The 12812-nt window shown below is 71.6% G+C and carries 12 protein-coding genes and 2 pseudogenes; 10 read left to right on the top strand and 4 right to left on the bottom strand.

Annotated features, from left to right (window positions below):
- The first annotated feature begins 36 nt into the window (after positions 1–36).
- The 7 genes and pseudogenes from ACIA8L_RS02595 to ACIA8L_RS02625 all read left to right on the top strand — a co-directional run bounded on the left by ACIA8L_RS02595 (position 37) and on the right by ACIA8L_RS02625 (position 5816).
- Positions 37–1365, top strand: coding sequence for an efflux RND transporter periplasmic adaptor subunit (locus ACIA8L_RS02595; RefSeq protein WP_395901693.1), 1329 nt, complete (start codon positions 37–39; stop codon positions 1363–1365).
- Positions 1362–2030: pseudogene (locus ACIA8L_RS02600) on the top strand (ABC transporter ATP-binding protein); the annotation flags it as partial. The gene ACIA8L_RS02595 and the pseudogene ACIA8L_RS02600, both read left to right, overlap by 4 nt.
- 8 nt (positions 2031–2038) lie before the next feature.
- Positions 2039–3223 carry an ABC transporter permease gene (locus ACIA8L_RS02605; RefSeq protein WP_395899646.1) on the top strand — a complete coding sequence of 395 codons (1185 nt, stop codon included), beginning with the start codon at positions 2039–2041 and terminating at the stop codon, positions 3221–3223.
- A gap of 145 nt (positions 3224–3368) precedes the next feature.
- On the top strand, positions 3369–3584 hold the full coding sequence (locus ACIA8L_RS02610; RefSeq protein WP_033363444.1) for a helix-turn-helix domain-containing protein: 216 nt from the start codon (positions 3369–3371) through the stop codon (positions 3582–3584).
- Positions 3585–3702: 118 nt separating this feature from the next.
- Positions 3703–3804, top strand: coding sequence for a 30S ribosomal protein bS22 (locus ACIA8L_RS02615; protein ID WP_007465623.1), 102 nt, complete (start codon positions 3703–3705; stop codon positions 3802–3804).
- Positions 3805–3891: 87 nt separating this feature from the next.
- On the top strand, positions 3892–4962 hold the full coding sequence (locus tag ACIA8L_RS02620) for an NAD-dependent epimerase/dehydratase family protein (RefSeq protein WP_395899653.1): 1071 nt from the start codon (positions 3892–3894) through the stop codon (positions 4960–4962).
- A complete protein-coding gene (locus tag ACIA8L_RS02625) occupies positions 4959–5816 on the top strand; it encodes a lysophospholipid acyltransferase family protein (RefSeq protein WP_395899655.1) in 858 nt (285 codons plus the stop codon). The genes ACIA8L_RS02620 and ACIA8L_RS02625 overlap by 4 nt, the downstream gene beginning before the upstream one ends.
- A gap of 236 nt (positions 5817–6052) precedes the next feature.
- On the opposite strand, the gene ACIA8L_RS02630 is transcribed toward ACIA8L_RS02625, so the two are convergent.
- The 3 genes and pseudogenes from ACIA8L_RS02630 to ACIA8L_RS02640 all read right to left on the bottom strand — a co-directional run bounded on the left by ACIA8L_RS02630 (position 6053) and on the right by ACIA8L_RS02640 (position 9304).
- Positions 6053–6817, bottom strand: a complete 765-nt coding sequence (locus ACIA8L_RS02630) for an HAD family hydrolase (RefSeq protein ID WP_395901695.1) — start codon at positions 6815–6817, stop codon at positions 6053–6055.
- A 524-nt stretch (positions 6818–7341) separates the two neighbouring features.
- Positions 7342–8208: pseudogene (locus ACIA8L_RS02635) on the bottom strand (DUF5667 domain-containing protein); the annotation flags it as partial.
- Positions 8209–8377: 169 nt separating this feature from the next.
- Positions 8378–9304 (bottom strand): sigma-70 family RNA polymerase sigma factor, encoded by a 927-nt coding sequence (locus tag ACIA8L_RS02640; protein WP_395899657.1) that lies wholly within the window; start codon positions 9302–9304, stop codon positions 8378–8380.
- A 472-nt stretch (positions 9305–9776) separates the two neighbouring features.
- Between ACIA8L_RS02640 and ACIA8L_RS02645 the strand changes: the two genes are divergently transcribed.
- The 3 genes from ACIA8L_RS02645 to ACIA8L_RS02655 are packed head-to-tail and all read left to right on the top strand — an operon-like array spanning position 9777 to position 12180.
- Positions 9777–11288, top strand: a complete 1512-nt coding sequence (locus tag ACIA8L_RS02645; RefSeq protein ID WP_395899659.1) for an AMP-binding protein — start codon at positions 9777–9779, stop codon at positions 11286–11288.
- Positions 11285–11536, top strand: a complete 252-nt coding sequence (locus tag ACIA8L_RS02650) for a glutaredoxin family protein (protein WP_395899661.1) — start codon at positions 11285–11287, stop codon at positions 11534–11536. The genes ACIA8L_RS02645 and ACIA8L_RS02650 overlap by 4 nt, the downstream gene beginning before the upstream one ends.
- Positions 11521–12180 (top strand): HAD family hydrolase, encoded by a 660-nt coding sequence (locus ACIA8L_RS02655; protein WP_395901697.1) that lies wholly within the window; start codon positions 11521–11523, stop codon positions 12178–12180. The genes ACIA8L_RS02650 and ACIA8L_RS02655 overlap by 16 nt, the downstream gene beginning before the upstream one ends.
- Here the strand turns inward: ACIA8L_RS02655 and ACIA8L_RS02660 are convergent.
- Positions 12151–12795, bottom strand: a complete 645-nt coding sequence (locus ACIA8L_RS02660) for a response regulator (protein ID WP_395899663.1) — start codon at positions 12793–12795, stop codon at positions 12151–12153. The genes ACIA8L_RS02655 and ACIA8L_RS02660 overlap by 30 nt on opposite strands.
- Between the last annotated feature and the right edge of the window lie 17 nt (positions 12796–12812).

A 12812-nucleotide genomic window follows, 5' to 3' on the forward strand; every position in this document is an offset into this window, starting at 1 on the left:
TCTACACTTGGCGGCGTGTCTCGCGTCCCCCCGCGAATGACCGCGGCCGCTGTCCTGATCGTCGTGTCGCTCACCGGCGCCTCGTGCACCGGCACCGACTCCGGCATCGGAGTGGGCGCGGCCGGCCGGGCCGACGTCGTCGAGGTCGTCGACGCGCCCGCCACCGTCACCGCCCGCGCCGCGGCCACGCTGACCGCGGCCGCCGACGGCACGCTGATCTCGCTGAGCGTCAAGCCGGGCGACACCGTCACGGCTGGCCAGGTGCTCGCGGTCGTCGACTCGCCGTCGGCGCAGCAGCGGCTCAAGGAGGCGAGCGACGCCCTCAACGCGCTCAAGAACGCCGGCAATGGCGGCTCCAGCGTCAAGAATCTCTCGGCCCAGCAGAAGAAGACCGACGACGCCGCGGCCAAGGCGTTCGCCGACGCCCGCACCGCCGCCGCCGGCATCGCCGACGTGACCGTGCGCACGACCCTGACCACGCAGATCGACCTGGCCGAGCGCACCTACCAGGAGGCCGCCGCCTCCGCCCGGGCCGTGATCCAGAGCGTGCAGCGGGGCCTGGCCAGCATCTCGCAGGCGATGGCCGCGCTCACCCAGGCCCAGCGGGCCCAGGCCCAGTCCGCCTACGACCTCGCGCAGTCCACGGTCGACCAGCTCACCCTGCGCGCCCCGGTCGCGGGCGTCGTCCAGCTCGGCGGCACCTCGGCCGCCAGCGCGCCTTCCATCACGGATCTGATCGGCGCGGCCACCGGCGGGCAGGCCCCGGCCGCCTCGGTGCCGACCGCGGGCACCGGGTCCGGTCCGGGCGTGGACCCGGCCGTGCCGATGGGCGGCCGGGTGAGCGCCGGGACCGCCATCCTCACCGTCGTCGACGTGTCGGAGCTGGGCCTGATGGCCGAGGTCGACGAGACCGACGTGCTGCTGGTCCAGCCCGGGATCACCGCCCGCGTCGAGCTCGACGCGGCCCCGGGCGCGAGCTACGAGGCCACGGTCAGCTCGGCCGACGTGCTGCCGACGACCTCGGCCCGGGGTGGCGTGGCCTACCGCGCGCGGCTGAAGCTCAGCGCCGGGAAGTACGACGACGGCCGGGCCGCCCCGGCTCCTCGCCCCGGCATGAACGCCGTCGCCCACCTGCAGGTCCGCTCGATCCAGGACGCGGTGACGGTGCCGGCCGCGGCGGTCTTCAACGTCGGCGGCAAGGACGTCGTCTGGGTGGTCCGCGACGGCAAGGCGATGCAGCAGCCGATCAGCGTCGGCGTCGCCGGCCAGGACCGCATCCAGGTGCTCAGCGGCCTCAACGACGGCGACCAGCTGGTGGTCCGGGGCACGGACAAAGTCAAACAGGGCATGGAAATCCCGCGGTGACCGCGGCTCTCGTCGCGCAGGACGTCACCCGGGAGTACGCCCTGGACGGGGTCACCGTCCCGGCGCTCAAGGGCGTCACCTTCACCATCGACGCCGGCGACTACGTGGCGATCATCGGCCCGTCCGGCTCCGGCAAGTCGACGCTCATGCACCTGCTCGGCGGCCTCGACCGGCCCACGGCCGGGCGGCTGCTGCTCGGCGGCCGCGACGTCGGCGGCCTCGACCCGCGTGAGCTGGCCCGGCTGCGCAACGAGACCATCGGCTTCGTCTTCCAGTCGTTCCATCTCCTGGCCCGCACCAGCGCGGTCGACAACGTCGCGCTGCCGTTGGTGTACCGCGGCATGAAGGCCTCTGAACGGCGGAAACGAGCGGTCGCGATGCTCGAGCGAGTCGGGCTCGGCCACCGCTTGGACCACCGCCCCAACCAGCTCTCCGGCGGTGAGCAGCAGCGGGTGGCGATCGCCCGCGCCCTGGTGACCGACCCGCAGGTCCTGCTGGCCGACGAGCCCACCGGCAACCTGGACACGAAGAACGGCCAGGCGGTCCTGGCGCTGCTGGAGGCGCTCAACTCCGAGCAGGGCGTGGCCCTGGTGATCGTGACGCACGACCGCGAGGTGGCTGGGCGCGCGAACCGCCAGATCGTCATGCGCGACGGCGAGATCGTGGATTCGCTGTGAGGCTCGCCGAGGCCTGGCGGGTCGCCATAGACGCGTTGCGGGCCAACCGTTTGCGCAGCATCCTGACCATGCTCGGGGTGATCATCGGGGTCGCCGCCGTGGTCGTGCTGGTCGCCATCGGCACCGGGACCAAGAACGAGATCGAGCAGCAGGTCGAGGGGCTCGGCTCCAACCTGCTCATCGTCGTGCCGGGCGAGGTCAACCTCGGCTCGGCGCCGTCGGTCTCGCGGATGGACCTCGCCGACGTCGATGCCGTGTCGAAGATCGTCGGCGACCGCAGCCGGGTCGCGGTGACCGTCGCCTCCGGCGAGACCGTGGCCGCCGGCAGCACCGAGACGTTCGCGAGCATCAACGGCGTCATCGAGACCACACCCAACGTCTTCGTCCGCCACCTCGCCCGCGGCACCTACCTGACCCGCTCCGACGTCGACACCAACCGCCGGGTCGCGGTGCTCGGCTGGAGCGTTGCCCACAAGCTCTTCGGCGACCGGGACGCGGTCGGGCAGCAGCTGACGATCGCGGGCGTGCGGTTCCGGGTGCTCGGTGTCTTCGAGCAGCTCGGGCAGAGTCTCGGGATCGACCGCGACAATGAGGTGCACGTGCCGATCACGACCGCACAGCGCCTGCTCGCGACCAACCGCGTCGACGGGATCGCGGTCAACGCCCCCAACCGCGAGGAGATCGGCGACCTGTCCGCCCGGATCATCGCCGAGCTCGGCCGGCGGCACCCGGGCACCCAGTTCAGCGCCGTCACCCAGGAGCAGATCCTCGGCGTGCTCGGCGACATCCTGGGCGTGCTCACCGGCGTGCTGGCCGCCATCGCCGGGATCTCGCTGCTCGTCGGCGGGGTCGGCGTCTCCAACATCATGCTGGTCTCGGTCCGGGAGCGGACCAAGGAGATCGGGCTGCGCAAGGCCGTCGGTGCGCGGCCGCGCGACATCGGGGTGCAGTTCCTGTTGGAGGCGGTACTGCTCACCACGATCGGCGGGCTCATCGGCATCGCCCTCGGCATCGGCGCCGCCCTGATCGTGGCCGCGCTGTCGCCGGTGCCGGCCGCGATCACCTGGTGGTCACTGGCCCTCGCCTTCGGCGTCTCGGCCGGGGTCGGGATCATCTTCGGCGTGGTGCCCGCCCAGCGTGCCGGCCGCTTGGACCCCGTGGTGGCGCTGCGGACCGAGTGATCAAGTTCTGCGAAAAGATTCCGACGAACCTGGGGTGCAAGTCACAGGCGTACCGTTACCGTACTGGTAACACGCTGATTGAGTAACGCTCGATCCGGGGCTGCCGGGCCGAGCGCATGGGCGAGCACGCTGGTCGGAGGTCGCGATGTCGAGCACGCCACACACCACCGAAGGCCGGTTGGGCGAGGTCAGGTTTCTGACCGTCGCCGAGGTGGCCACCTTGATGCGGGTGTCGAAGATGACCGTCTACCGCCTCGTCCATGCCGGCGATCTCACCGCCGTGCGCGTGGGCCGCTCGTTCCGGGTGCCCGAGCACGCGGTCGACGCCTACCTGCGTGAGGCGTTCCGCGAAACCGCGTAGTTGCTCTTGGAGCCCCTGTTTTTCCTTCCAGCGGTGATGCGGCTACCCTTGAACGGCTAACCATGTCTTAGGCGTGCCAGCGATGGCACGCGTTCCGCTGTATCGAGGAGATGCTCGTATGGGCTCTGTGGTCAAGAAGCGCCGCAAGCGTATGGCCAAGAAGAAGCACCGTAAGCTGCTGCGCAAGACCCGCGTCCAGCGTCGTCGTCTCGGCAAGTAGCCTTCCGACCCTTCACCCGGCGGCCCGAAGTGTGCCCGCCCGGGTGATGGGTCTGCGCTCAGCATTGGGCTCGTCGATCGGAGCCGCGTGACCGCGTCACCCAGCGTCGTTCTGGTGACCGGGGTGAGCCGGTATCTCGGCGCTCATCTGGCCGCCCGGCTCGCCGCCGACCCGCGCATCGAGCGCGTCGTCGGCGTCGACGCCACGGCACCCACCGGCGACCTCGCCGAAGTGCTGTCCGCGGCCGGTCCGAAGATCGACGTCCAGCAGGTCGACCTGCGCACCCCCGGGGTGCTGCGGGTGATGCTCGACGCCCAGGTCGAGGCGGTGGCCCACCTCGCCGTGGCCACCGCGACCGACCAGCACGGCGGCCGCGGTGTGATGAAGGAGCTCAACGTCATCGGCTCGATGCAGCTGCTCGCCGCCTGCCAGCAGGCGCCGCGGCTGCGCAAGCTGATCGTGCGCTCGTCGACGGCGGCCTACGGGGCCTCGTTCCGCGACCCGGCGATCTTCACCGAGGACACCGAGCCGCGCGAGATCCCCCGGGGCGGGTTCGCGAAGGACGTCCTCGACATCGAGGGCTACGTCCGCGGCTTCCGGCGCCGCCGCCCCGACGTGGCGGCCACGGTGCTGCGCTTCGCGCCGTTCATCGGCTCCGCGGTCGACACGCGCCTGACGCGCTACTTCGACCGCCCGGTCGTGCCCACCGTCCTCGGCCGCGACCCGCGCCTGCAGTTCCTCCACGTCGACGACGCGTTCGAGGTCCTGGAGCGCTCGGTCATCGAGGACCACCCCGGCACCTACAACGTGGCCGGCGGGGGCACCATGACGCTGACCCAGGCCGTGCGCCGGGCCGGCCGCGCGACCATGCCGGTCGTCGAGCCCGGCCTCAACGTCCTGGCCGGGATGGGCCGCGCCGGCGTCTCCCTGGACCAGCTCGACCTGTTCGTCCACGGCCGGGTCGTCGACACGTCGAAGCTCATCCGCGAGTTCGGCTTCACCCCGCGCACGACCGCGGAGGCGTTCGCCGAGTTCGTGGCCAGCCGCCGGGTCAACGAGATGGTCCCCGCGGATACGATTCGGTCGGTCGAGCAGGCGCTGCTCGACGGCTTCCGCAGAACCCGAGCGGCGCGGGCCGCGTTGGAGCGTGGCGAATGACTGACCCGAATCTCCCGGACGAGTGGGACGATCGGGTCGCCGGGGCGCTGGCCTTCCTGCGTGAGCGTCTGACCGGCGAATACGAGATCGACGGGTTCGGCTTCGACCGCCACCTCACCGACGGCGTCTTCCTCCCGCTGCTGCGCCCCCTCTACAACCAGTGGTTCCGCACCGAGGTCACCGGCACCGAGCACCTCCCCAAGGAGGGCGCCGCCCTGGTCGTGGCCAACCACTCGGGCACCCTGGCGCTGGACGCCCTGATGCTCTCCGTCGCCGTCCACGACGAGACCGCCGCGCGGCGCCACCTCCGCCTGCTCGGCGCCGACCTGGTGTTCCGCATGCCGTTCTTCTCGGAGGTGGCCCGCAAGTCCGGCGCGACCCTGGCCTGCAACCCCGACGCCGAACGCCTCCTGGGCGACGGCGAACTGGTGGGCGTCTTCCCCGAGGGCTTCAAGGGCATCGGCAAGCCCTTCGCGGAGCGCTACAAACTCCAGCGCTTCGGCCGCGGCGGCTTCGTCTCGGCCGCCCTGCGCACCGGCACCCCGATCGTCCCGGTCTCGATCGTCGGCGCCGAAGAGATCTACCCGATGCTGGCCAACCTGAAGCCCCTGGCCAGGCTGCTGGGCGCCCCCTACTTCCCGGTGACGCCGACCTTCCCCTGGCTCGGCCCGCTGGGCCTGGTTCCGCTGCCGAGCAAGTGGCTGATCGAGTTCGGCGAGCCCATCCCGACCGAGGACTACATCGACTCCGCCGACGACCCGATGGTCGTGTTCAACCTCGCCGACCAGGTCCGCGAAACGATCCAGCAGACCCTCTACAAACTCCTCGACCGCCGCCCCGACGCCTTCGCCTGAGCCCGGCTCGAGGCGCTGGGCATCACCCGGGCGCCCGGCGAGCGGGCCAGCCAGCTGTGGCTGTGCCGCAAGGCCGCGCCGGAGTTCCTGCTGTCCGAGGACGACGCCGCGCAGATCATCGAGGCTCAGGTCGACGTCATCCGCCGGGACTGGGACGATGCCGCCGACGAGGCTCGGCTGACGGAGGCTGAGCGCAATCAGTTGTGGCGGCGGCAGATCCTGAACCCGTACATCGACTACGACGAGGCCTGAGCATCGTCGGGCCGCAGCCGGCGGCGGCGTTTGCGCATGGCGCTGTAGGTGGCCAGGCCGCCGATGACCGCGCCGGTGGCCAGGGCGGCCGGGATGGCGACCTTCGCGGCCTTGCGGGCGCTGCGGAAGTCGCGGATCTCCCAGCCGCATTTGCGGGCCTCGCGGCGCAGGGCGGAGTCGGGGTTGACGGCGACCGCGTAGCCGACGGTCGAGAGCATCGGGGTGTCGTTGATCGAGTCGCTGTAGGCGGCGCAGCGCTGCAGGTCCAGGCCCTCGGCGGCGGCCAGGGCGGTGATCGCCTGGGCCTTCTCCGGGCCGTGCATCAGGTCGCCGACCAGGCGGCCCGTGTAGACGCCGTCCTCGATCTCGGCGACGGTGCCGATCGCGCCGGTCAGGCCCAGGCGGGCGGCCATGATGCGGCCGAGCTCGACCGGGGCCGCCGTGACGAGCCAGACACGCTGGCCGGCGTCCAGGTGGAGCTGGGCCAGGGCCAGGGTGCCGGACCAGATGCGGTCGGCCATGAGCTCGTCGAAGATCTCCTCGCAGAGGCGCTCCATCTCCTCGACCTTCCAGCCGGCGATGAACGCCAGGGCGGTCGACTTGGCCCGGGAGACGGTGCCGGCGTTCTCGGCGGCGAGAAGGCGGAAGCGGGCCTGCTGGTAGGCGAAGCGGGCCAGGTCGCGGCTGGTGAAGTAGTTGCGCTTGGCCAGGCCGCGGGCGAAGTAGTAGATCGACGCGCCCTGCATCATCGTGTTGTCGACGTCGAAGAACGCGGCCGCGCCCGGGTCGGCCGGGATCTCCAGTGCGGCTTCGACCTCGGCCGCCGCCCAGCCGGCGGCGGCGACGACGATGCGGCCGGCGGGCCGGCGCCGAAGCCGCGCTGAAGGTCGGATGGGCACGTCGAGCTCCTCTCAGGCAATCTCCAACGGTACCGGCACCAGACAGCAACAGGGCCCGGTGAATGTCACCGGGCCCTGTCATGTCGCGAACGTGTCGCGAGGTTGAATCAGTGCAGCAGCCAGTCCAGCAGGCCGCCGCTCTTCTCCGACTTGGCCGGGGCCGGCGCCGGGGTCGGGTCCGACACCGAGTTGGCGTTCTCGCCCGGCTGGGCCGGGGCCGACTCGGTGGCCGAGTTGGTCACGGCCGCGCCGGACTGGCCGGTGGCGGGGGCGCGCCCCGTCCCGGTGCCGTTCGGCGCGTTGATCGCCGGGGCGCCCGGCTGCTGGACCGAGGTCCCGTTGCCACCCGACTTGTTGACCGTGCGGCAGGCGTTGCTCACCGGCACCGGGCCCAGCGGGTCCGGCGTGGTGACCGCGGCCGGGCCGCACTTGACGATCGGGCGGAGCGCCTTGGAGCGCTTGTCGATCTCGTCGAGCAACGTGGCCGACTTGGTCGCCCGGGTCCGGGCGTCGCCGCTCGTACCGCTCTTGAGCCGCTCGGCCGCCCCGCGCTGGTTGGTCACGAAGCCGTCGATCGCGTCCAGGGCCGCGGTGTCCTTGCGGTTCACCGCGGTCGCGGTCAGCAGGCGTACACCTTCGAGGGTCTCGCCGTCCATGTCGTCCAGCACCGAGGACAGCCCCGTCGGGTCCTTGACCGCCTGGGCCTCGTCGAGGCGGGTGCGGGCGAACTCGAGATACAGCTGGCCCTTGCTGATGTCCGAGCCGGCCAGCGCGAGCTGGGCCTTCTCGGTGGACCGCTTGACCGAGTACAACGCGTCGCCGGGCATGGCGTCCCCGCTCGCGGCCGACATGCCGGAGAGGGCCAGCGTGCCGGCGGCGAGGCCGACGACGATGGCGCCCCGGGTGCGCGTCCGGCGGCTGACTGCCGGGCGGCTCCCCGCGGGGCGGCGCAGCGAGCGCAGCCCCACACGGCGGGTCGGTTCGGGCTCGGGCGCCTTCGCGGTCGCTCCGATGCCCTCGCGGTCGATCGTGGCCATGAGCATGGCCCGCAGACCGTCGCGGAACTCCTGTTGCGCCTCCACTCGGACCGGCAGCTCGCCGAGCCGCTGTCCGACCGACACGAGGTCGGTGAGAGAGTCGTCGAGCGTGGACCTCGTGTGGTGGCGTCGGGCCCCTTTGGCCTCGTCGAGGAGCTGAGCGAGTCGCTCAGCCCGTCGACGATGGAAGACGGAGCCAATCACCTGAGGCACCCCCCTTCGCTGATCGCGTCACTGAGGCGCGGCAGGGCAGCGGGATGGTGGGCCACCGCGTCCGCCGTGCGCCATGCCGACGGTCGCATCTGGACCAACGGTGCAGGGCGGAGGCTGGTTACGGCGCCCCGGGGGGCACTGTAACCGGAGGTGACTGCGATCACGGCTGGAATCCGTCAGGGAGCAGCCGGGCGAGCGCGCGTACCGCACGGTACTGCAACGCTTTGATGGCTCCCTCGTTCTTGTTCATGGTCTGTGCGGTTTCGGCCACGGAGAAGCCGTGCAGGAACCGCAGCACGATGCACTCCTGCTGCTCGGGGTTGAGCTGCTTGACCGCCTTGAGCAGGTCCACGTTGGTGATGTGGTCGATGACGGCGGCCTCGGGGCTGCCCTCGGGCCCCCGGTCGGGCCGGTCCGCGTCGAGCACGTCGCCGGTGGTGACCTCGAGGCGGTACCGGCCGGACTTGAAGTGGTCGGCGACGAGGTTGCGGGCGATGGTGACCAGCCAGGCACCGAGGTCGCGACCCTGCCACGTGAAGCTGCCGATGCGCTTGAGCGCACGCAGGAACGTGTCGGCGGTCAGGTCCTCGGCGAGCTGGCGGTTGCCGACCCGGAAGTACACGAACCGGAAGACCGTGTCGAAGTAGCGGTCGTAGAGGAGACCGAATGCCGCACCGTCACCGGCCTGGGCCCGTTCGATGAGCGCCCAGACCTCCGACGCCGGGTCGCCGCGGTCGGGCCGCGTCGGCTGCGGCGGGACGGGCTCGCGCGGGCCGGTGTCGGTCAGCGTGTCGGTGCCGCCGCCGACCTTGTCGTGCGGGATGGGCACGGTCTCCTCGCCCAGGACCCCGGCGCCGGCACCGCCGTTGGCGGGCTTGCCGTTGATCCCGGCGTTGGGCCGGGCGTTCGGGGCCGGGCCCGTCCGCGTCGGCGCCTCGTTGGTGTGGGGGCGTCCGCGCGTGCGCGGAACGCTGCCGCCTTCACCGCGGATCACCGTGCTGAACATGTCGCGCATGGAGTCGCGCAGCATCGACAGCCCACCGGCGAGTGCGTGCTCGGCTTCGAACACGTGCAGGTAACCGCTCATGCTTCACAAGCCGGTACGGATGGCTTATTCGGCGCGATCACGGGCACTTCGGCCTCCTCGGGGTGAGGGGTGTCAACTCGCAACAAATGGGGTGAGTCGACTTCGGTGATAATAGGTCCGGCGTCACCCGCGTGTGGGCGGCTCTTTGCGGCAGGCCACATTCACCCACGGATAGTTGTGCGACCGGCGCACATGCTGTCCGTCACTTTCTGACGACACGCCGTGCGACACGCCGCCAAACCGGTGAAACGGGACGTAAACGGTCCTGGGGAGTCCGGGCATCTCACGACCCCGACACACGTTTGGGTGATCCTTTACTCATGCGGCGTGTCGGGCCTCTCACAGGAGATCGCATCGAGGCCTGCTCATCGCCGCACGCACCATGCCACGGGGTCGGGTGATCGGTAACGGGTGATCTTTCCGAGCACCTCACACCACCCTCCGGACGGCCGCTGTGGAAGGATCGGCGACCGTGCAGGACGCTTCCATTTCTCCCGCCGGCAACTTCGCCGACACCGTGCGCCGCGCCGCTGCCGCCGACGGCGCGCGCCCGGCCCTGCGCTCGCACGATGCCGAGCTGAGCTGGGCCGAGCTGGACCGGCAGGTGGACGCCGTGGCCACGGGCCTGTCCACCCTGGGTCTGACGGACGGCGCGCGGGTCGCCATCGCGCTGCCCAACGTGCCGGAGTTCGCCGCCGTCTTCTTCGGGGTGCTGCGGGCCGGCCTGGTCGCCGTGCCGGTCAACCCCGCCTACACGGCCCGCGAGCTCACCCACGTGCTATCCGACTCCGGCGCGGCCGTCCTGGTCGGCACCGCCCCGGTGCTGGAGGCGCTGGAGGAGGCGGCGCCGGCGGTGCGGTACCAGCTGGGGAAGAACCTGGCCGAATTACTCAGCGGCCCCGATGACCTTGCTCAGTCACCCTCTGTAGGTGGCGGTGAGGATCTCGCCGTGCTGCTCTACACCTCCGGCACCGCCGGTGCGCCGAAGGGCGCCATGCTGCCGCACCGGGCCCTGCTGGCCAACCACGAGCAGCTCGGCCGGATCGAGCCCGCCCCGGTCACCGGCGACGACGTGCTCCTGCTGGCCGTGCCGCTGTTCCACGCCTACGGCCTCAACTCCGGCCTCGGCGCCGTCGCCTTCCACGGGGCCTGCGGGGTGCTGGTCGAGCGCTTCGACCCGGCCGACTCCCTCGAGGTGATCGAGCGGCACGGCGTGACCGGCGTGGTCGGGGTGCCGCCGATGTTCATCGCCTGGTCGCTGATGGGTGAGCGGCTCGCGGCGGCGTGGGCCGGGGTGCGGCTCGCGGTGTGCGGGGCCTCGCCGCTGGACCCGGCGGCCGAGCGGCGCTTCGCCGACGCGACCGGGCGGGCGGTACACCAGGGATATGGGCTCACCGAGGCGGCGCCGGTGCTGACCAGCACCCTGGTCAGCCCGTCGATCAAGCCGGGCGCGATCGGCCGGCCCATCCCGGGCGTGGAGGTTCGCCTGGTCGACGCCGGGGGCGATGACGTCCTCGACGACGAGGACGACGGCACCAGCGACCCCGGCGAGATCGTCGCCCGCGGGTCCAACCTCTTCCTGGGGTACTGGCCCGACGCGAGCGGCGGCCCCGGCCCGGACGGCTGGTGGGCGACCGGTGACGTGGCCTACGCGGACGAGGACGGCGACCTGTTCATCGTGGACCGCATCGGCGAGCTGATCCTGGTCAGCGGCTTCAACGTCTATCCGCACGAGGTCGAGTCGGTCCTGGCCGCGCACGAGTCGGTGGTCGAGGCCGCGGTGCTGGGCGCCCCGCACCCGTACACCGGCCAGACCGTCAAGGCGCTCGTCGTGCGCGTCCCCGGGTCCGGGGTCACGGCCGAGGAGCTGATCGCCTACTGCGAGCGCAACCTGGCCCGCTTCAAGTGCCCGACCGCGGTCGAGTTCGTCCCGGAGCTGCCGCACTCCGCGACCGGCAAGGTGCGGAAGGGGTCTCTGCGGTGACGACGAGGCTCACGCTGTACACCCGGCCGGGTTGTCATCTCTGTGACGAGGCGAAGGCGGTCCTGGCCCGGGTCGAGGCCGCGACCGGCGAGGGGTTCACGGAGGTCGACATCGAGAGCGACGAGGACCTGGAGGAGGAGTATGGCCTGCGCATCCCGGTGCTGCTGCTGGACGGCCGGGAGCACGGTTACTGGCGGGTAGAAGAGGAGCGACTCCTGCGGGACATGCGGCTATCGTCTCCCGGGTGAAGCACCTGGTTTGGGACTGGAACGGAACCCTGCTCGACGACCTCAAGCTCGTCGTCGACGCCACCAACGTCTGCCTCGCCACCGTCGGCGGGCCGGTGATCACCGCCGACGAGCACCGGCGCGACTTCCGCCGGCCGATCCTGGACTACTACGCGCACGTCCTGGAGCGCCCGGTCGACGAGGTCGAGTTCAAGCTCCTCGACGACGCGTTCCACGACGCCTACCGGGAGCGGATGAACGAGGTCCAGCTGGTCCCGGACGCGCTCGAGGCCATGGCGAAGTGGCCGGGCACCCAGTCCCTGCTGTCCATGTTCTTCCACGACGAGCTGCTGGTGGAGGTCGAGCGGCACGGGCTGCACGCGCGCCTGGTGCGGGTCGACGGCCTGCCGGGCACCGTCGGCGGCCACCGTAAGGCCACCTACCTGGAGCGGCACCTGCGGGCCCTCGAGGTCGACCCGGCGGACGTGGTGCTGATCGGCGACTCGGTCGACGACGGCGACGCGGCCCGCTCGGCCGGCGCCACGGCGGTGCTCTACGCGGGCGGCTTCACCGACACCGCGCTGCTGGAGGCGACCGGCCTGCCGGTCGCCTACTCCCTGGTCGAAGCCGTCGACCTAGCCCTGCAGGTAGGCCAGGACGGCTAGGACCCGGCGGTGCTGCTCGTCGTCCGGCGGCAGGTCGAGCTTCGTGAAGATGTTCTTGACGTGCTTCTCGACTGCGCCGTCGGTGACGACGAGCTTGCGGGCGATCGCGGTGTTGGACCGGCCCTCGGCCATCAGGCCCAGCACCTCGCGCTCCCGCGGGGTGAGGCTGCGCAGCGGGTCGTCGCGCCGGCGGCGGACCAGCAGCTGGCCGACGACCTCGGGGTCCAGGACGGTGGCGCCGGCCGCGACCCGGTCCATCGCCTCCAGGAACTCGGCGACCTCGGAGACCCGGTCCTTCAGCAGGTAGCCGACCGCGCCCGCCCGGTCCGCCAGGAGGTCGTCGGCGTAAGAGACCTCGACGTACTGGGAGAGCACCAGGATCGGCGTCTTGGGCACCCGGGCCCGGGCCTCGACCGCGGCCCGCAGCCCCTCGTCGGTGTGCGACGGCGGCATCCGCACGTCGACGATCGCGACGTCGGGCCGGTGCTCGACGACCGCCTCGACCAGGCTGGGGCCGTCCCCGACGGCGGCGAGGACCTCGTGGCCGCTCTCGGTGAGCAGGCGTACGAGGCCCTCGCGCAGCAGTACCGCATCATCCGCAACAACAACGCGCACGCGCCGATCCTAGGTGC

Origin of the sequence: Dactylosporangium sp. NPDC051541, assembly GCF_044454505.1 — a bacterium.
In the GTDB taxonomy this organism is placed as follows: domain Bacteria; phylum Actinomycetota; class Actinomycetes; order Mycobacteriales; family Micromonosporaceae; genus Dactylosporangium.